This window comes from Paenibacillus tuaregi (assembly GCF_900086655.1).
GTDB classification, from domain to species: Bacteria; Bacillota; Bacilli; order Paenibacillales; family Paenibacillaceae; genus Fontibacillus; species Fontibacillus tuaregi.
The window spans coordinates 1619179-1640735 of record NZ_LT575476.1 but is presented as its reverse complement, the minus strand read 5'-3'; the positions used below and the strand labels follow the sequence as shown (position 1 = coordinate 1640735).

Genomic DNA, 21557 nt, shown 5'->3' with positions numbered 1-21557 from the left:
TGTTGTTCTCAGACTTCTTAATTGAATTTTTATAGGTAGAAGTCTAATCACAAAGGCGAACGCTCCGCTTCTCCGGAATCATTTCACACTCTTGCCTATAAGTAATTCTTAAATTCAACTTATATAATAACTTATTCGAGAATTTTGGAGGCAACATACGCAAGATCCGTGATATCAATCTTGTTATCGCTGTTCATATCCGCAATCTTCGCCGCTGCCCAGTCTGCGCCAGTGGAATCTTTGCCATAGTGGTAAGCTACAATTGCAAGGTCGCCAACATTGACTTTTCCATCCTTGTTCAGGTCTGCGGACACTTCCTTAATTACCGTTGCCTTGAAGGCATCTACTGCAGTGCCCAGCGCTGCCGTTGCACTGTCCACTTCAGACTGCGTCGCACTTCCTTTGCCTTGGACCGTTTTGGCTGCACTTATGGCATCACCCAAGGCATCCTTGGCTTGCTGCGGATACTGGCCTGGCAATGTGCCTACCACTGCTGCATCATACAGGCTTTGTGCTTTCGTGATCGCGGCGTTCAATGCAGTCTTGTCTACAACCGGCTGCTCCTCACCGCTGACCGAAATGCTCTTGCTGTCAACCGCCGCCTGAATGACGGTTCCCTCCGGAGCCACACCCAGCTTCGCCCCGGTGACTGCGATCGTTCCGGTCGCATTACTTACACCGGCCTTGACCTTGAAGGTCAGCTTCAATACCGGCGTGCTGGCTCCGGTCACTCCTCCAATATTCGCCGTGAACAGCCTTACCTTCCCGGCCGCTTCTTTGTCCTCCTTGACGATCTGGATATTGCTGTCTGAACCTGCCGCGCTCACATAGTCAAATACCTTGGAATCATAAGACAAGGTAATATCCTGGGCGTACACACTTTGTTCCAGGTTGTTCAAGCTGACATCCACCGTAAAGCTGCTTCCAGGCTTCACACTGCTGTCTGCGGAAAGCACCGCTGCGGGTCCTTTAGGTTCAGGTTCAGTGGATGGCCAGACGGGATCTGCCGTGGAGCTGCTGGTGGTTAGATAGATCCGGTCGATGATCAGCCCGGATTCTCTTCCCCAGAAGTTCAGCTCATGCTCGCCCGCTGTAATGTTGAGCGGTGATCCCCCAGGCACTGCCGGCGCGCCGTTGCTGAGATTGACCCATCTGAACTGGCCGCCGCTCACGCCTTCAATCCCGTTGGATGTGAATTGATACTGTTTATCCAATCCCAGGTGCAAGGAGTCCGTTTGGAAGCTATGGCTCTTGGCCAGGACCCAAACGTTATAAGCTCCTGATGTCTTAACGTTGATTTTGTAATTCAGACTGGAGCCGGCGGCAAGGCTGGCCGGATCGGTATTTGGGGTAACATTAGTACCGTCGTCCGGCAGGAACTGCATGGCTTTCGTAGTCTCACCGTCAACCAGCGACCATACATGACCGTTCGCGGTTCCAGATACATAGGCACGGTCTGAGTTCTCTGCCGCGGTCTCCGCCTCAATGGCCACAAAGACAGGGGCATTAACAATTACACTGATTTGCGCAGTTACCGCGTCACCAGATCCTCCCTTATAACTTACCGTTACATTGGTTGTTCCACTGGCTTTGGCGGTTATCGTACCGTTCAATACTTCTGCAATATTCGGATTCGAATTGCTATAGGTTGCTGTTTTGGTTACATCTTCGGTATGTCCGTCAACAAACTCCGCTGTAACTTTAAATGCTGCCGTTTTTCCAGTATCCAGAGCAACTGAAGGCGTGTCTACGGTAAGCTTCTTCACCGTCAGTTCACTGTTCAAGTCTTTTACCTGAAGATGAACTGTATCTGTTTTTCCGCCATAGCTGATCTCGATACTTGTAGTGCCATATCCGACACCGGTTACTACTCCGTTCTTCACACTTACGATACCGCTTTGTGCAGGTGTTGCAACGGCTTGATCCGTAACATCCTTGCTTGTTCCATCTGCATAAATAGCCGTAACCTTGATGTTGGCCGTGTTCGTTCCACCTACGATATCAATCTTTTGTTTATCGATGGAGGCATTGATTGCTGTGAGCTCTTGAGCCGCACTCTTAGGCTCGAACTGCCAATAATCCACCTTAAAGAGATTACCAGTTGATGCTCCTCTGTACACCATGTATAGATCATGGACTCCCGCAGCACCGGAGATAATTGTAGTTTTTGTCTTCCAGCTATTGTCTCCGCCCGTGCCTGAAATCGGAAGTGTCCCAATCAATGTGCCGTCAGCACGGTCAAGACGCAGTTCTATGGTTCCGCCGCTTGAACCGCTTGCCACATTAGCTTTAAACGTTCCGGCGCCTTTATCGCCAAAATCAACTTTGGATACGGCTGTCCAGTCTCCATCATTGATGCTGCTGACATTCAGATTTATGCTGCTTGCCATAGCTCCCGGCTCAGTACTGCTTTCCGTGCTGATTCCTCCGCTCCAGCCTATGGTTTCAGCCTCAACCCTTGTATAAGGATTAAAATTCTTCAATTGCGGAATACCTGCGTAATCACCGGTAATATCCTGAATGACTCCTTTTGCATCAAAGCTTACCTTGTTGATGTGTGCGTTACGGTATCCATGCGGCTGCCCTTTCAATTGTGGAACAGCCCCACTCTCTGCCATTGCTTTTGCCAAGGTCTGGGCGTGGTATGTCATGTACCATTCCCCGTTGAACTCGAACATGGCATGGTGGTTGTTACCTCCTACGCCGAAGAAAGCAGCAGGGTTGGGCAGGATAGTCTTGGCATAGGTGAAGGGACCCATCGGATTGTCGCTTACCATGTAGGCAATCGTTCCAGTAGGTATGTCGGCCGGATGCTGACCGGAGAAGTTCGTACAATAGGAGTAATAGTATTTCCCGTTATATTTGTTGATCCCTGAGTCCTCGAACAGGAATGGTGGATTGATAGGTTTAGCCTTTCCGCCACTAGCGGCCAGATCCAGACTAGTCATATCCGCCCCAAGCTTTGCCACACGCGCTGTACCCGGATCAGCGTCCTTCCCTGCCGGAACACCGCCGCCAAAATATAAATAGCCGCTTCCGTCATCATCAATCAGCACAGCAGGGTCAAACAGCCACGTAACATCGGCTACCCCTGGAGTATTTCTGCTAACGAGAGCTTTTCCAATCGGATCTGTGAACGGTCCGATCGGGCTGTCCGCCGTAAGCACGCCAATGCCGCTTGCGCTATCCGCAAAATAAAGGAAGAATTTCTCCTTGCCATTTACAGTTTTATGTGCAGCTGCCGGCGCCCAGGAATTGTTTGCCCATTTCGCTGCGCCATTTGGTCCGGCTACAGGTATTTCTCCGTGGTCTGTCCAGTTCACCATATCATCGGACGAAACCACTGTAATTTTATTGATCTTGCTATATCCGTTGTCTTTAATTGACCCGTCGGCATTGTACTCAAATATATCATTTGTCATGTACACATAAACTCTGCCATTATAGACCATTGCATAAGGGTCGGCGCCAAACTTCTGCGTAAACAGCGGATTGCCTTTCCCAGGCGTTTTAGCTAGTGCCGGAGTGAGCTCAGCTGCTGCAGCCTCTGCCCTATTTGTAATCGGGCCCGGTATGAATGCACAAGCTAGAGTTAAAGCCATTGTCATTGAAATCGTTAATAGTTTTTTCCACTTCTTCACTGAACAATCTCCACCTTTCATGAATAATTGATAGTAGAACTTGGTTCCAATTGAGAAAGACCGCCACCCTTCACTACTCATCCAGCAAAGACCTCACTTATGACTCTACTTGTTCAAAAGCCTATAGATAATAACTGCGGCTTGAGCTCTTACCGCGGTATCTTTAGGATTGATCTTTCCGCTGTAGCCAAGAATGATCTCTTTCTTGATCAGCTGAGCCAATGGGTTCACTGCATAAGCTGCTACTTCACTAGCATCACTGAAGCGGCTTAAATCGGAGTCTGACTCATCCAGCGCTTTTCCAGCGATCTTCATGGCTCGCGCCGCGACCACCATCATATCCTGTCTGGATATGCTTTTCTTAGGCTCGAACTGGTTATTACCTTTGCCCTGGGCGATGCCTAACTTTTTGGCTATTCCTACCTCCTTGTAATAGTAGTCAGACGGCCCCACATCATTGAAATTGCCGTCTACTTCTGCATCAAGCTTTAATGCCCTGACCAACAAACTGGTAAAATCCGCCCTGCTGACGTTAGCTCCCGGACTAAAGGTAGTTTCTGACGTACCCTTGATGATTCCCGATGAAGCAAGGGCTTCTATCTCCATTTGGGCCCATTCATAGCCTGGAAGATCGTCGAAAGTAGTTTTATAATTGTAGACAGTTGACGTCAACTTCGGGTCCAGCGCCTTCACGGATACCAGCTTAATATTAGCGTTGCCCTGAGCTACCCCCTTGAAGGAAATGGTGCTTAGAGCGGTATTTCCAGACTCCCCTTTCTCCTTTCCTATTTTTGTAAATGCTATAGTCATCTTTCCCTTCTCCACCTTTGGGGGTATAAAAAAACCCTTCAATTTCGTTTCCGCCTTATCCAGCTCAACAATATCTGGATCGAATGTAATCAGAGCTTCATAGGCATAGAGATCCTTCAAGTTGTTGCCATTCACTGTAACTTCCAAGTTCTGGCCCGGGGAAGCGCTTCCTTTATTGTCAGTTAAAGTGAAGCCCGTCTTCTCTTCCGCATAGCCGAAACCAGGAGTCCAGGCAGTCAGGATCAGCGCAATTAGACATGTTACAACCAACATTTTTCCTTTTCTCATCATAATCCTTCTCCTTATAAGCCGGGTTAGCTGATCTAATCATTCCTTCGTTTGCAGACCACGATATATCATTTCTTAGTAAGCCCTATCCGTTAGCGGGATAGGGCTCTTACCTGAACTCAGCTTGTTACGCAGCTCATGGACGAACTAGCAGCATCTTCGCAAGCGAACGAATTGTTCACTTATTCAAGGATCTTGGAGGCAATATACGCAAGATCCGTAATATCAATCTTGTTATCGCTGTTCATATCCGCAATCTTCGCGGCTGCCCAGTCTGCGCCAGTGGAATCTTTGCCATAGTGGTAAGCTACAATTGCAAGGTCGCCAACATTGACTTTTCCATCCTTGTTCAGGTCTGCGGACACTTCCTTAATTACCGCTGCCTTGAAGGCATCTACCGCAGTGCCCAGCGCTGCCGTCGCACTGTCCACTTCAGACTGCGTCGCACTTCCTTTGCCTTGGACTGTTTTGGCTGCACTTATGGCATCACCCAAGGCATCCTTGGCTTGCTGCGGATACTGGCCTGGCAATGCGCCCACGACAGCTGCATCATACAGGCTCTGTGCATTCGTAATCGCGGCTGTCAGCGCTGCCTTGTCTACACCCGGCTGCCCCTGATCGCCTACCGCGATGCTCTTGCTGTCAACCGCCGCCTGGATGACGGTTCCCTCCGGAGCTACACCCAGCTTCGCCCCGGTGACTGCGATCGTTCCGGTCGTATTACTCACACCAGCCTTGACCTTGAAGGTCAGCTTCAATACCGGCGTACTAGCTCCCGACACCCCTCCAATATTCGCCGTGAACAGCCTTACCTTCCCGGCCGCTTCTTTGTCCTCCTTGACGATCTGGATATTGCTGTCCGAACCTGCCGCGCTCACATAGTCAAATACGTTGGAATCATAAGACAACGTAAGGTCTTGAGCATAAACACTTTGTTCCAGGTTGTTCAAGCTGACATCCACCGTAAAGCTGCTTCCAGGCTTCACAAGGCTGTCTGCGGAGAGCACCGCTGCGGGCACTTTAGGCTCAGGCTCAGCGGGTGGCCAGACAGGATCTGCCGTGGAGCTGCTGGTGGTTAGATAGATCCGGTCTATGATAAGTCCGGATTCTCTCCCCCAGAAGTTTAGCTCATGCTCGCCCGCCGTCATGTTCAGCGGTGCGCCCCCAGGCACAGCCGGACCGCCATTGCTGAGGTTGACCCATCTGAACTGGCCGCCGCTCACGCCCTCAATCCCGTTGGATGTGAATTGATACTGATTATCCAGTCCTACGTGCACCGAGTCCGTTTGGTAACTATGACTCTTGGCCAGGACCCAAACGTTATAAGCTCCTGGTGTCTTAACGTTGATTTTGTAATTCAGACTGGAGCCGGCGGCAAGGCTGGCCGGATCGGTATTTGGGGTAACATTAGTACCGTCGTCCGGCAGGAACTGCATGGCTTTCGTAGTCTCACCGTCAACCAGCGACCATACATGACCGTTCGCGGTTCCACGTACATAGGCACGATCTGAGTTCTCTGCCGCTGCCTCCGCCTCAATGGCCACTGCGGCAGAAGTAACAAAATTAATCGTATAAATGACCGTTTGTAAGCCGTCTCTGCTTACAGTTACTGTGGCTTTTCCGGGTACTGACGCCGCTTGGGTTATCGAAATATTCGCCCCAGGATCATTTGGAACCGCTGTCACTTTCGGTGGAGCCGATCCGGCAGGAACATCAAGGGAATAGGTATACGTATTTGGACTGAACCCGTTTACTTGTTTACCGTCTACCTGAAGGCTCTTTAAATTCGTATCAAAATTAGATCCGGTCAACTTGTCATCCAGCTTGAAGTAATCGAAGTCAACATAACCTCCGGTTGTCTTCGTTGCAAAATTGAATAAGGCAAAACGGTACCCCATGAAATGCGGCAATGTGTAGGACATCTGAAGGGTGTTTCCTATAGATGCCCAGTGTTCTCCGTCAAGGCTGTAATAGAACTTAGCCTTATCCGTCCTATTCTTGTAATCCAGCTCAGTCTTTAGGTAGATAATGTTCTGATTCACAGGGATGCTTGCTGCTTCCACTGCCGAGCCTGAGCTGCCATTCACCATAACAACAGATTTCGCTGTGCCGGACATTGTAACCCCGACAAATCCGTAGTTCTTCTGGAATGCGGCAATTCCGGCATAATCCCCGTCCTTCATATGACTGATATCTATTGCGGTTATTCCCGAGCTTTCCGGGCCGAAGGTCCGCTGTGTCAGCGTATTTCTGGCATCAAGAATACTGGTGCTCGTTCTTCCGGTAGTGAGTCTTAAATACCCTGGTCGATCGGTCAGGGACCAGAATCTATTGTCTGGATTATGGTTCCACTGCCATACCAATCCGAGATTGGAGCCGTTGTAGCCCGCTTCCCCGCTTGCATTCTCTGCATGATACGCCCTGGATCTCTCAGCCCGTTGATCGAAATTATCTGATGAGACCCACGATCTGGAAAGCTTGGCGGCGATCCCTGTATCATTGACGTCTCCAAATACAGGCCAACCATCCTGACTCCAGGTTACCGGTATAATGTAGGGAATGCGTCCCACGGCCCCGTAATCCTGGAACAGCATACCGTACCATTGTCCATCGGAGGCCTGAACGATCCCCCCTTGCGCTACCCCGGCGCTGTTTGAATTGCTGCCTGACTTTAAAGCAATCTTCCCTTCATAAGGGCCATCAATCGCATCAGCCCGGTGTACCAATTCTGTTCGAATGCCTCCCGCGGGCCAGGAGATATTGAAGATATAATACTTGCCATTTATTTTATGGATGTGTGAGCCCTCAGCTCCGAGGCCGCCGGAGCCGCCGGGAGCGCTTGCATCTTGAATGATCGTTTTGTTCATTCCGCCTGCTTTGATGGCCGTGGCATCTGAAGTTATCTCAATAACCTTGATAGCTCCGCCACCGTAAACCAGATATACACGTCCGTCATCATCAAACAGCAGTGACATATCATGATAAACGCCACCCGCAAGCTCATACTTTTCCCATGGGCCCTTTTCTATGTCGGTAGTTTGAAAGATATACGTTTTGCCAATATCATTGGAGGCAAACACCACATAATACTTGCCGTTATGGTATCTAATACTGCTGGCCCAGGAGCCTTGCCCATATATGTTTTGCCCATTTGAAAGGGTTTGTTTGTCGGTCTCCGCGAGTCTGTCATATACATAATTGACGATTTCCCAATTCACGAGATCCTTGGATTTCATAATAGGAACACCAGGGTTCATATGCATGGTTGTGCTGGTCATATAATACGTATCCTTCACCCTGATCACATCCACATCAGGTACATCCGCCCATATAAAGGGGTTCTTGGCGGTGTTGACGTCAGCATACGCGGATGTGATTGGCAGAATACTAATTACTAATGCAAACACCAATACAATTGAACATAGCCTTTTATGCATGGATTTGAACTCCTCCCGTTGCTGCTTGATCGCGATAATATAGGCTTTGTTGACCTTCAAGGCGTGTAGACCGATTGTGGCCGCTTCAATAAGAATCCCAGACCTGAATCCTACCGAAATGAAATCTATAAATTCTTCCGCTTAAGCTATTGTTGGAATAGAGAGAAGACGACTTACCTGTAAAACAAACGTTTTGTTGGAAATATTAAGAGAAGAACAGGCTCTAGAACAAGAAAGCCAGTGTATAGTTGAAATGTAGTAAACCGGGGTGAAATATACCGTCAAGACACACAAGAGCATTTCCAAACTAATGGCCGCTAGTTAAGCGGCAGGGGCGAGCTTCTATACCTCCTCTCAAAATTCAAGTACTGGGATCGCTAACACAATCATCCTCAAAGATCCTTTTCTTTACGGATATTGTAGCACTCAGCTAACTGGGTAACGATGTAATTTCTTCTTGGAAAAGTTGCGTTTTTTTACGATAGTACCCACTAACTCATATGGTTCTGCGGGCAAAATTAAACGGCCTTTAATCCCGGGGAACTCAGGACCAAGGCCGTTTAAGACTTTCTTTATGATGCTGTCAGCTTGAGGGGTTCTAATACTTTCGGTTTTCAATTTCCCGTGCGGCTGTCCCCTTCGTAAATACACTCTCGCGGGTCACAATCCGTTTGGGCAGAGTATGACCTGCCATTACCTCCTTCGCGGCCTGAATAAGCTGTGGCCCTAACAGCGGATTACATTCCACCGTACAGTTGAGTTTCCCTAGAAGCATAGCTTGAAAAGCTTCCCTTCCACCATCGACAGATACGATCACGATATCTTCGCCAGGTTTTAGGCCAGCCTCCTCGATTGCCTCAATGGCCCCAAATGCCATATCATCATTGTGAGAATACAGCACCTGTATGTCTTTGCCGTATTTCTGCAAGTATCGGGTCATAATAGCCTTTCCAGACTCGCGTGTGAAATCTCCCGTATCGGAAGCGACAATGTTCATCTCCGGATTTCTTAGTATCATCTCTTCGAAGCCTTTCTTCCGATCAATGGCAGGTGCGGAATTGAGCGTCCCCTGGATCTCAGCAATGTGAATCGGGCCACGAACCAACCGCATCTTATCGAGTACGTATTTGCCGGCTTTACGGCCTTCCTCTGTAAAATTAGAGCCAATAAGGGTCAAGTATAGCGAGGAATCCGTAACATCTACGGAGCGATCCGTAATAATGACGGGGATACCGGCCTCCTTCGCTTCCTTTAGAATCTCATCCCAGCCACTCTCTACAACGGGTGAGAACCCGATCACATCCACCTTACGAGAGATAAAAGAACGAATCGCTTGAATCTGATTCTCCTGCTTCTGCTGCGCATCTTCAAACAGCAATTCCACGTTAGCATGCTTAGCCGCTTCCTTGATCGACTTCGTATTGGCCGCGCGCCATGCGCTCTCCGAACCAACCTGGGAGAAGCCGATAACCAGCGGACGTCCTTGATCCTGTGGAAGCTCCACGGATTCCTGCCCATTTAGCGCAGGCAGAATACTTGCTTCTTCTGTCGCCACCTCCATACTCTGCTCTGACCGGCAACCGCTGATGAACACTAAGACGATAAACAGAAAGCTGATCCGCCTCATCTTCAAAGCTACCTCCCCAAGTACGATCTAAACACTTTCTTACTTGCCTCCAGGTGCATTCAAATTGTCCCTCGTCAGAATCTTTACATCTAATCGGTTAGTGACAGGAAGAGTCTGACCTGAACATGCCGCGGTCAATTGCTGAAGAATAAGATTGCCCCAGGTATCTTCCGATTGGTCGATCGTCGCTGTGATTTGATCATTGCGGATGCCGCTAACTATAGCGGGCGTATTGTTGAACGTGACGGCGAATTGACGTAATCCCTTGGCCTTCCATACAAGAATGGCCGAGGAGCTTGCCTGTGAATCGAAACCAACAAACGCATCAAAATGGGGATGAGCTTCAATCATGTCTTCAATATTTGCAATAGACTGATCCGCATGATCCCCATCTGTGCGCAGCTCCAGCAATTGGACCCCAGAAGACTTGGCTAGGTAATCTTTAAATCCGGCAACCCGCTGACGTATATTGTTGAAACCCATCATCCCGGTTTCCGCAATGACCATACCCTCGCCGCCAAGCAGGTTATCCACGTATTCAGCTATACTCCTTCCGGCTTCATAGTTATCAATGCCGAAATAGGTAAGCCTCTTACTATGTGGTGCGTCATTATCAAAGCAGATGACTTTAATTCCCGCCTCAACCGCTTTGTCGATATAAGGTGTCATGGCATCGGAGTCCACTGGGCTGATCGCGATACCGTCAACCTTCTGTCTAATCAAATTCTCGATGATTCTAATTTGCTGTTCCAGATTCGCCTCATTGGGCGCTTTCACAATCAGTTGTATACCCGCCTCACTTGCGGCCGCTTTAGCACTTTTAGTTACCTGTTTGTATACTGGGTCCGCTGTTGCAAAAATAATAGCCATTGTTAGCCCCGGAACCCTGGTACTGCTGCTTTGCAATTTGATTGTTTGCTTGATTGGTTGCGTACTTGGGACATTCGGGGAGCTGCAGCTGCTTAAACCCAGGGAACACAGAACAGTGAATACCAGTAGATAGCATATTCGGCTATAAGCTGGGCGCATGCGTACAACATCCTTCCTACAAGCAGATTCGAGCCTCTTGATTCCTGTATACCTTGGTAGTCACACCTGTTATTTTTTTGAATACGGAGTTGAAATAATGCGGATCGTTATACCCCACCATAGTCGCGATCTCATAGGATTTGGCACTTGTGGTCTTAAGCAGCTTCATGGCTCTCTTAATCCGTGTCCGAATTAAATAATCAATAAAAGTCTGACCGACCGCATTCGAGAAGATGCTGCTGAAGTGATTTGGACTTACATTAACATACGCGGCAACGGACTGAAGTGAAATATCCGGATTATCAAAATGATTATCAATGTAATCCTTCGCTTTACTGATGATATCACTGTATTTATTCTTGATCCGGTCCCGATATTGAAACACGAGCCTCAGAATGAAAGAGGCCGTTCTCCGCATTTCTTCAAGACTGAAGAGCTCCTGCAGACTTTCCTCCACAGACTCCAATTCCGATATAAACGCATTCACATCACCGCCTGACTCATGAATAAACTGGGTAACAGATATGATCATATCCATGATCATATAATGAGAGTACAACGTATTATGACTATGCCCCTCATCCTGCATATAGCTTAATACGAACTCTTCGATCTTAGAGGAATCACCGCCTTCAAGAAAATCATTCAACTTGCTGCGCTTATAGGAGATTATTCCCTGCAATTCCTTACTATTAATGGGCCGTTTCCGTAAGAAATGCTGGTAGCTTTTCTTCTGATCAGCCTCCGAGAAAGAAATGGAAATCTCCTGAACACGGCTCTTCACTGAACCAATACCAGTATAGATCGTACAGCTCAGCTTCTCCTCCAGCTGCTTTATGTCGCGGATCAGCTTCTCTGCCAGCGATTCAAGCTGTGCCGGGTTGTCTCCTTTAAGAATCCATGCGTGCTGCTTCTTATTCCGCTTTACATGAAGATGATCGGAATACTCTAAGCTGATACTCTGGAATAACGGATCGTGCTCTATGTTAAATATCGAGGAGCTGTCCTCCTCATGTTTGGCTTCAAACTCGAGTAGTGTCACCAGGTAGAAACCGGATATCAGAGGTATTCCAAATTCCTCCGCCATCTGAATCGCATCCGCCGTCGGGATAGAACCTGTACACAGATCAATGAGCATTTGTTCCCGCATAAAATCTATGTTGACGCTAGCTCTAAGCTGAAGCTCTTCGAGCTTACGCTTGTCTCTGCGCTCGCTATCGATCTTATACGATACCCTGTGCAGACTTGTGAGCAGTTCCGCTGAACTTAGGGGCTTCAGGCAGTATTCCTCCACTCCAATTCGCAATGCTTCCCGAGCGTAAGTGAATTCATCATGCCCGCTAAGAATAATAATTTTAACCGCAGGCATCCGCTCCTTCAAGATCTTACTCAGCTGTATACCATCCATGAAGGGCATTTTAATGTCTGTTACTACAATATCTGGAGCAATTCTTTCGATCAACGGCAGTGCCATTTCCCCGTCCGGAGCATCCCCACTAAATACAAAACCTTCGCTTTCCCAGTCAATACGGTCCCTTATTCCTTCTCTTACAAGGATCTCATCGTCCACCAGGAAGACTTTCTTCATCAAATTCCCTCCTTATGGGTATATTCACAATGACCGTGGTACCAACACCCAGCTCACTTTCCAGCTGAAGTCCATAAAGTTCACCGTGATAAAGACGCAGCCTTTGGTGTACGTTGTTAAATCCAAATCCTCCGTCTTGCTTGAGTTCATCCTCGACTTTCTGGTCCAGGTTAGCCTGCAGCTCCTTTAATCGCTCCTGCGTCATTCCCGCTCCGTTATCATGAATGAAGATCCGAATTGCGTCACTTGATATGAAAGAACCGCTGATCCTGATCATGCCTTTGCCTCGTTTGTTCTTGATGCCGTGATACAATGCGTTCTCCACGAGAGGTTGGAGTGTCATCTTCAGGATCAGGCAGTTCAAAATGTCTTCGTCGATCTGAATCTCATAATCGAGAATATCCCTGTAGCGCATTTTTTGAATCGTTAAATAGTTGCCAATATGTTCGATCTCATCCTTGATTGTAATCAAGTCGCGTCCTCTACTGAGGCTGATTCGGAAAAATGTCGTCAGTGCGCGCACAATCTCTATCACTTCTTCACTCTTTCTATTCTCAGCCAACCAAATGATCGAATCCAGCGTATTATATAAAAAGTGTGGATTAATCTGTGCCTGCAGAGTGCGAAGCTCGGCGATTTTAATCAACTCCTGTTCCTTTATACTGTTCTCTATCAAAATTTTGATTTTATCAAGCATCGTATTAAAGCTTAAGCCGAGGTCAGCGATTTCATCCCTTCCCATTTGGCGGACCTTAGCATCAAGAAAGCCCGAAGCAGCCTGACGCATCTTCTTCTTAAGGAAACGAATTGGATGGATTAATTTAGATGAGATGAAGAAATATAAAGTGATTGTAAATACAATGGTGAAGATGACAATGACCCCAATTAATCTTTCAATCCGATAGGCATCCTTCAACACTTCTGAAAGCGGCACTTCCCCGATAATCTTCCAACCCGTCTGTTCAGATGAAGTATACGCAACGAAATGATCCACACCATCCACAACACGGGTGAAATTGCCCACGTCACCTGTCATTAGCTTTGTTTCGTCATCGTCAAAGATCGTGACCTTCCCAGAACGTTCCGGGATGATTATGGGCTGCCCCTTCTCATTCGCTATATAAAAATATCCGTTCTGACCAATTTGCATGTTATTACAAAAATTAGAAATCACCGAAGCATCAAGAGTGATCACCATATACCCAATCACCTCATCGGTGATCTCCTGCTTGACTGTTGATACGATAGAGACAGTAAATTGACCATCATCACTGGAATGATCGAAATAGTCCGGTCTTTGGGACGAGAGAGGAGGGATGATTAATACCTTGTCCGGGTGTTTCATAAGCTCGACAAATACGGGATACGCCGAAAGATCCTGATCGAGCTCGAAGATCCCTTTTCTCTCGCTAATTCCCTTGCCATATAGATTAAACAGCATCATATTGCTGATTCGGTCAGATAACCTGTACGTATCCCGGTATAAACTAAACGTGTTGAGAATATCCTTGGCTTCCTGATACGTTTCATTTTGTATGAGAAGAAAACGCAAAACATTCGGATTCTTACTTATATCCAGAAACTTGCGATTGTCTGAGAATAACGTATCAATATCGTTCTTCAAATGCTCTGCGGTAAGCTGTATCGTTGCAACACTATGTTTCGACACGGTCTCGTAAGACATGTAATAGGTAATCATCCCAACGAGAATCAGCGGAAATGCTGTCAGCAGTACAAACATCGTTAACATTTTCGCGCGTAGGCTTGAAGTGATCCAACCGTACAGTTTCATACCAATAAGAGCCTCGCTTCTGCTTGAGTTCACGTCATGGATCCATGAATCTGATACTTTAAATCATTAAATCATTCTCAGGCAAGATTATAAAGCGCTTTCATTAGAACGACAAGAAATTTTTCTCAATTGTAATAACTCTTGTGATTGCGGGGTGATAAATTACGGAGGTTTGTAACCCTGCCAATATCCGGTCCGGTGACATGATCCCTATGTCACCGGCTGGACATATTCAACTGCATCTATATTTTTAAATTTTATGACAATGGTTATTTTATAGTATAAGAAAGATCATAGCGGGCGAACAAATCAGACATGGCCCTCTTGGCTTCGTCTTCATCGGGTCCCATCACATAAAGCTCGTAGTTATGGTGCTCCGATAAAGAGACGAAAACACCCAATATACTCTTGGCATCAATGATGATTTTCCCGAATTTCAGTACACAAGAAGATTTAAATTGGTTAGCAGTTTTAGAGATTTCCCAGCCGATTTCGGTTGTATTATTCATCCGTTACCCCGCCTCCTAAAATGCTGTGGTCAACAGCCGGATCATATAACCCTTCGATTATGCGGCTGCACTGCTCTTTTTCTTGCGTGAGATAAACACCTTCTGGAGCAAGATGAACATGAGCAGGAGCAAGCCAATCGCAATCTTGGTCCACCAGGAGCTAAGTGTACCCTGGAACATAATTAAAGTCTGGATGATCCCTTGAATAAGAACACCAAAGATCGTTCCGGCTACATAACCAGTTCCGCCGGTCAGCAGCGTTCCACCGATGACAACCGCGGCGATCGTATCAAGCTCTATACCCACTGCATGAAGCCCGTATCCGGACAGCATGTAAAAGGTAAAGACAACTCCGGCAAGCGAAGAGCAGAAGCCGCTGAGTGTATACACAAGGATTTTGGTTCTGGCAACAGGAAGGCCCATCAGCAAGGACGATTGTTCACTGCCGCCGAGCGCGTACACATTGCGGCCGAATCTGGTGTAATGCGCGATGTAAATAGCTGCCGCCACTACAACCAGCGCAATAATGACGCTAATGGAGATATAATTTTTACCGAATAAATAGACTTTGGTCTGTGACATGAATTTATACCATTCGTTGTCGATGGTGATACTTTCGATGCTAATTAGGTAGCATAGACCTCTGGCTAAGAACATGCCGGCAAGTGTAACTATAAATGGCTGAAGTTTAAAATACTGAATCAAACTCCCCATAACCCAGCCGAAGAAGCTGCCGACAAACAATACAAACGGAATGACCAGCATTGGCGACCAATGATGATTCTGAACAAGGGTTGCCGACAGCATCGTCGTGAAGGCGATCATGGAACCCACGGATAAATCAATTCCTCCTGTAAGAATAACGAAGGTCATGCCTACCGCCGTGATTAGCAAGAAGGAGTTATCAATAAGAAGATTCAGAAATACCTGCAGCGAGAAAAAACCGTTATATTCTATGGAACCTGCCGCAAACATAACAATAAATAACGCAACAGTTACGAGGATGGGAAAGTAACGTCTATCAACTTTTAGGATATTCATGCCGATACCCCCTGTTTGGCGGTTTCATTTCTTTTTCTGCGCCTTGCGGCGAATACGGCCCCGAAAGCTTCCGATTGAATTAAGCAGACAATTAACACGACTATGGATTTAACAACAAGCGTAACTTCCGGAGGTACGCCCATCGAATAAATTGAAGTGGTCAAGGTTTGAATGATTAGTGCTCCTATGATTGTACCTGACAGATAAAAGCGTCCGCCGTTCAGGGAATTACCTCCGATGACTACAGCCAGTATAGCGTCGAGCTCATACCACAACCCAGCATTGTTGCCATCTGCACTCGATACGTTAGAGCTAAGAACAAGACCCGCGATACCACTCAGGAACGAACACAGCAAATAAACGATAAAGATAATTAGCCCGGAGCGGATACCCGCAAGGCGGCTTGCCGTCGGGTTCGTGCCTACCGACTCAATAAACAACCCAACCGCTGTCTTCCGGGTCAACACGGCTGCAATAACGAAGAAGAAAGCAATAATGTAGATGGAGAACGGCAGCCCGAACAAATAACCTGCTCCGATAAAGGAGTACGGCTTCGAGGAAATCGTCAGGATTTGACCATCCGTAATCAACTGCGCTACCCCGCGTCCCGCTACCATCAGAATCAACGTTGCAACGATCGGCTGTATGCCCAGCACACTGACGAGTAGACCGTTCCAGGCACCGGCAACGAGAGCCAGCACCAGAGAAATACCCAGAGCGGAGAACAGCACGCTCATGCTCGACCCGTCACCCTGGCTAAGGATTAGACAAGCCATTGCCCCGGTAATGGATACCACCGAGCCTACGGATAGATCAATCCCTTTGGTAGCGATGACAAAAGTCATTCCGATCGAGATCAGCACTAGAGGCGCGGCACGGTTCAGAATATCAATCAAGCTACCGAACAGGTGACCATCTTGTATAGTTATCGTAAAAAAGTCATGATTGTGAATTAAATTGGCCAAGAGTAAGACGGCCAAGGTAACTAGCGGCCAAAACAACTTATTTTTCATTGGGAATCCCTCCTGCGATCGCTTTCATAATGTCCTGTTGACTGACATTATGGTTATCCATCTCGGCAATTTTGTGGCGGTCACGCAGGATGGCAATTCTGTGGCTAGTACGCACAACCTCTTCAAGCTCGGAGGAAATGAACAGAATCGACATTCCCTTCTGGCACAATCTGCCCATCTGCTTCATAATCTCTGCTTTAGCTCCTACATCAATTCCCCGTGTCGGTTCATCGAGAATCAGCAGGTCCGGATTCGTAAGCAGCCATCTGCCTAGAATAACCTTTTGCTGGTTACCACCACTCAAATTTTTGATCAGTGTTTCCGGTCCAGGGGCCTTGATATTTAGCAGCTTAATATACTCGTCTGCAAATTCTGTCTGTTTCTTCTTCGGTAAATACTTGAATATACCCAGCGAGGCCTGCATGGCCAAGATTATATTTTCACGGATCGTAAGATCCTCAATAATCGCTTCCGACTTCCGATTCTCCGGGCAGAAAGCAATACCGTGATCAATGGCTGTACGGGGTGATTTCAAGTTCACCGATTTGCCTTTGATCGTAAGCTCCCCTTGATCGGCGCGGTCTGCTCCGAACAGAATCCGGGCAATCTCAGTCCGGCCTGAGCCTAGCAGCCCGGCAAGGCTTAGAATCTCTCCGGGGTACAGCTTGAGATCAAACCGTTCAATCGAGCCTTTCCGTGCAAGCCGCATAGTCTCCAGGAAAGGTGTAACATTGCTATTGCTTGTATGTGAATCCGGCAGCTCCTGAACCTCTTCCATCTGATCCATAGCTTTACCGATCATTTTCGAGACCAGTTCCATGCGGGACAATTCTTCAGCTTTATATTCCCCGACAAACTCTCCATTGCGTAAAATGGTGATTCTATCGGACATTTCGTACACCTGATCCAGGAAATGAGTCACGAACAAAATTGCCAAGCCTTCCGATTTCAATTTGCGCATAACTTTAAAGAGCTCACTCACCTCGTTCGCATCAAGGCTCGAGGTCGGTTCATCGAGGATCAGAACTTTTGCCGATATATTTAATGCTCTTGCTATAGCTACCATCTGTTGAATCGCTACCGAGTAATCTCCGAGCTGTTTCGTCGGATCAATGTCAACATTCAGCCGTTTAAGAAGTTCCTTGGAGTGAGCGTTCATTTCCTTCCAATTGATTCGGCCTCTCTTCATCGGCTCACGCCCAATGAAAATATTCTCCGAAACCGTTAAGTTAGTACATAGATTAACCTCTTGATACACGGTGCTGATTCCGAGTTCTTGCGCTTCGAGCGGGCTTTGCGCCCGAATTTCCTTGTCATCCAGCCAGATTTCGCCAGCATCAATCGAGTACACACCCGTTAACACCTTAATGAGTGTAGATTTGCCTGCACCATTCTGACCCATCAATGCATGTATCTCTCCAGGGAACATGCGTAAGCTTACGTTAGTAAGTGCTTTAACACCGGGGAAATGTTTGTTTATCCGGTTCATGAGTAAACGAGGTTTCTTCTCTTCCATTAATGGTGCCCTCCTATCATGTTTGTAGAAATAAAGAGAAGCCCATCCGAGACAATGCTTAAGGCAGTACTGCTGGCCCAGCCTCAACCAATGGACGGCTTCTCATTCTAGTAAATTCGGATTACAGATTTCGCAGGATTAGTACTGACGGTTCGGCAGCTCTTTCTCAGCTGTATCTTGCGGGAACACGCCTTCGTTGGTCAGAATGCGTTTTTCTACCTCTTTACCGGCTACAATGTCCTTCGCAATTTGCATCAATTGAGGACCCATCAGCGGGTTGCACTCGATAATTACGTTAATCTTGCCGTCCTTCATGGCTTGGAATGCGTCCTTGATGCCGTCCATGGAAATGATCTTGATATCTACACCTGGCTTGATGCCTGCTTCCTCTAGAGCTTGAATAGCTCCAAGCGCCATATCGTCATTATGGGCAAATAGAACATCCATCTTGGTATTTTCAGCCTTTGCGGATTTGATAAACGCTTCCATAACTTCCTTGCCTTTGGCCCGTGTGAAATCACCGGTCTGGGACTTCACAATCTTCAGATTCGGGTTCTCCTTAATGATTTCCTCAAAGCCTTCCTTACGATCAATTGCCGGTGCGGAACCGGTAGTACCCTGCAATTCCACAATATTCACCGGACCTTGATGGTCCTTCATTTCTTCCAGAAGCCATTTGCCGGCACGTCGTCCTTCTTCTACGAAGTCTGAGCCAAGGAATGATTGATAGAGCGATGTATCCTTGGAATCAACAGCCCGGTCAGTAAGGATGACTGGAATACCGGCATCCTTCGCTTCCTTAAGTACGGTGTCCCAACCGGATTCTACAACCGGCGAGAAGGCGATGACATCTACCTTTTGGGCGATAAAGCTCCGAATCGCTTTAATTTGGTTTTCTTGTTTTTGCTGAGCGTCCGAGAACTTGAGATCGATACCAGCTTCCTTCGCTGAATCCTGGATGGATTTGGTATTGGCTGTCCTCCATCCGCTCTCTGCGCCTACTTGAGCAAAGCCGAGTGTAATCGTCTTGTCCGTCTTCCCTGAATCCCCAGTTCCTGTCGTTGTAGCGGAGCTTGCCTTGTTTCCGGTATCCGTGTTCCCACAAGCTGAGATAAGAAGCATCGTTACGGTCATCAGAAGTATGGCACTAGACTTAAACATATTTTTCATTTGACTACCCCTCCTTATTTTCACCACATGGTCAGGTGTTATCTTGATTTTATAGGCAATATACCTGGGTCTAAATGGAATTCAATACGTATTTATTGAGGTTATTTTTGAGAAAATAATGATCCTGCGCTTTGAAGTTATGATTTATTCCGGAGTTATTTTGATTTCTTATGATTTCTTGGCATCATAAAAAAACAACCCTTTCGGGTGAGTACCCGAAAGGGTTGCTGTTGTGTGGACTAGACCTCTTCATGGCTAAGGCGAAACTATTGTCTCATCCGGTGCGATATCTTATCACAAGAACCGATATCATGAACCCAAATCGATAACAATCACTGATTATTCCCAATCCAATTGCGCAATTAAATCCGGCCAAGTGACAAGATTTACGCAAGGTGCATCCTGCATTACACCCTCACTGTATTTTTTCTGAAAAAGAAATACCGGCTCTCCCTTCTTATCATCAACTAATCTAAAGTCACACCAGTCGTAATCATATACATTGTTTAGCACGGCAAAGCGCTTGGTGTTAAGATCATAAAAAACAACCTCTGTAACATCTGGAATTCGATCTTCTGAAACAAAAACAACATAGTTATCATTAGCTGTCAAAAAGCGATGGAAATTATACGGTCTAATATTAAAACAAAGCGTATGATCTAGTGTTTGCCAATGCACTCTCCATAGTTCCCCACCTTGATAATCTTCTTCAAGAAGAAGTCCGTCATGATCGGCATCAGTGATTTTAACGAAATACAAATAATTCGCCGTAATGTAAACATCATTGATGTCAAAATCTCCGTAAGGAGTAATTTTACGAATCTGCCCATCAGTTATGTTCACCGACCAAATTGATGTAACCCGAAATTTATTTTCTATGTCCTCTATTTTATTTCCTTTAAAATCCTCGGTTTTAATTCTTGTCTTTGTTAAGAAGTATGTGCCTTCGTGTTCATCAAGAATATGAATTTCTTCGTTGGGCGAAGCAGTTATTATTGTTTGAAACATTTTCAAATCAGATAATTTCATTTATATACCTCCTTAAGGGGCTAGTACGTATTACATAGATTATTATCTAAATGCGGGTGAAAAAGACCCTGAGGTTGCCGCCATCAAGTTCTCAGACTTATTGAATAACTACATAAAACAAGAACGCTTTTTTGCTATCAGTTGAAGAGAGTAGGTAGTATACGAATGAATTTTTTTTATCTTCCCTCACATAGAATGTCGATTTGTACTCTATAAATTGTACTAATGAGGCGAACATGGTTTTTGCCGCATTTAAGTTAAACCTTTTAGTTTAATCACAATATTGAGAGAACCTTATCTCCGACTTCAATGTCTTCGATAGGTTTCTCCCCTTCGTTAGTTATAAACTTGATTCAGAGAAAAAAAGAAAGTGGCAACTATTTTAGCTACCACCTTTCAGAGCATATTAGATCAATTCTCTCTCAAATTACTAACGATCTTACTCACTTCTTCTCGCACTAAACTGTACGGATCATTTTCAAGTAACCAAATTGCGTCTTCAAGTAATCCTGATGAAGTTTCATTTAAAATTCTTAAACTCACTAATCTGATCATGTCATCTTCATCTCTTATTTTTTGGAATGCTATCTTTGAGGCCAAATCTGAATCAAGATGTACCAGCGAAAGTAAAGCTCTTCTTTGTACGTATTTATTGGAATCATTTGTTAACAACAGAACATACTTCAACCAACCTTTTTCCCTTTTCCTCCCAATAAGTTCTGCCATTTGCCATCTCGCTCCGGTAAGAGGAAACGAGATACTTGCTTTAATTAAACATTCTGTTTCAGTTGGCCCCAATTCCTCTTCACAAAAATCTAACAATGATTCATTTTCATGATCTAAAGCTAAAACTTCTAAAATAGGCTTCACTAGCATGTCCTTTTTTTGTGAGTTACTTTTTAATATCATGACTGCTTCTTGAGTAAGAGAGATTAAATTATCCCATTCAATGTATAAAGTCTCATCGATAGTTGTACATTGATTGTCATATATATCAGCTTTTATCCCTGACCAGTCCCAAAAATCAGCTAACTTATTTTGTAAGGATGTAATGATTCGCAATAGTT

The 21557-nt window shown here is 46.2% G+C and carries 14 protein-coding genes; all 14 read right to left on the bottom strand.

The window, feature by feature from the left end:
- Positions 1-131 precede the first annotated feature (131 nt).
- Positions 132-3608 carry a carbohydrate-binding protein gene (locus BN6628_RS26905; RefSeq protein WP_316245820.1) on the bottom strand — a complete coding sequence of 1159 codons (3477 nt, stop codon included), beginning with the start codon at positions 3606-3608 and terminating at the stop codon, positions 132-134.
- Between the two features lie 138 nt (positions 3609-3746).
- Complete coding sequence (locus BN6628_RS07455) at positions 3747-4742, bottom strand: S-layer homology domain-containing protein (RefSeq protein ID WP_082926833.1); 996 nt, start codon at positions 4740-4742, stop codon at positions 3747-3749.
- 179 nt (positions 4743-4921) lie between these two features.
- Positions 4922-8176 carry a family 43 glycosylhydrolase gene (locus BN6628_RS26900; RefSeq protein ID WP_068616075.1) on the bottom strand — a complete coding sequence of 1085 codons (3255 nt, stop codon included), beginning with the start codon at positions 8174-8176 and terminating at the stop codon, positions 4922-4924.
- A 598-nt stretch (positions 8177-8774) separates the two neighbouring features.
- Positions 8775-9803 carry an ABC transporter substrate-binding protein gene (locus BN6628_RS07445; RefSeq protein WP_204249275.1) on the bottom strand — a complete coding sequence of 343 codons (1029 nt, stop codon included), beginning with the start codon at positions 9801-9803 and terminating at the stop codon, positions 8775-8777.
- Between the two features lie 39 nt (positions 9804-9842).
- Positions 9843-10673: a substrate-binding domain-containing protein gene (locus BN6628_RS07440; RefSeq protein ID WP_157692464.1), complete on the bottom strand. Its 831-nt coding sequence runs from the start codon at positions 10671-10673 to the stop codon at positions 9843-9845.
- A gap of 175 nt (positions 10674-10848) precedes the next feature.
- Positions 10849-12420 (bottom strand): response regulator, encoded by a 1572-nt coding sequence (locus BN6628_RS07435; protein WP_068616071.1) that lies wholly within the window; start codon positions 12418-12420, stop codon positions 10849-10851.
- Entirely contained in the window at positions 12392-14212 is a 1821-nt protein-coding gene (locus BN6628_RS07430) for a cache domain-containing sensor histidine kinase (RefSeq protein ID WP_068616069.1), read from the bottom strand. The genes BN6628_RS07435 and BN6628_RS07430 overlap by 29 nt, the downstream gene beginning before the upstream one ends.
- 269 nt (positions 14213-14481) lie before the next feature.
- The gene (locus tag BN6628_RS07425) at positions 14482-14721 is read right to left on the bottom strand and encodes an HPr family phosphocarrier protein (protein ID WP_068616067.1); all 240 of its coding nucleotides are present in this window, start codon (positions 14719-14721) and stop codon (positions 14482-14484) included.
- A 57-nt stretch (positions 14722-14778) separates the two neighbouring features.
- The gene (yjfF, locus tag BN6628_RS07420; RefSeq protein WP_068616065.1) at positions 14779-15762 is read right to left on the bottom strand and encodes a galactofuranose ABC transporter, permease protein YjfF; all 984 of its coding nucleotides are present in this window, start codon (positions 15760-15762) and stop codon (positions 14779-14781) included.
- The gene (locus tag BN6628_RS07415) at positions 15759-16775 is read right to left on the bottom strand and encodes an ABC transporter permease (protein WP_068616063.1); all 1017 of its coding nucleotides are present in this window, start codon (positions 16773-16775) and stop codon (positions 15759-15761) included. The genes yjfF and BN6628_RS07415 overlap by 4 nt, the downstream gene beginning before the upstream one ends.
- Positions 16765-18291, bottom strand: a complete 1527-nt coding sequence (locus BN6628_RS07410) for a sugar ABC transporter ATP-binding protein (protein ID WP_068616061.1) — start codon at positions 18289-18291, stop codon at positions 16765-16767. Before BN6628_RS07410 ends, BN6628_RS07415 begins: the two co-directional genes overlap by 11 nt.
- Before the next feature lie 138 nt (positions 18292-18429).
- Complete coding sequence (locus BN6628_RS07405) at positions 18430-19461, bottom strand: ABC transporter substrate-binding protein (protein ID WP_068616059.1); 1032 nt, start codon at positions 19459-19461, stop codon at positions 18430-18432.
- 339 nt (positions 19462-19800) lie between these two features.
- A complete protein-coding gene (locus tag BN6628_RS07400; protein ID WP_068616058.1) occupies positions 19801-20490 on the bottom strand; it encodes a hypothetical protein in 690 nt (229 codons plus the stop codon).
- A 411-nt stretch (positions 20491-20901) separates the two neighbouring features.
- On the bottom strand, positions 20902-21552 hold the full coding sequence (locus BN6628_RS07395; RefSeq protein WP_068616056.1) for a HEAT repeat domain-containing protein: 651 nt from the start codon (positions 21550-21552) through the stop codon (positions 20902-20904).
- Positions 21553-21557: the final 5 nt, after the last annotated feature.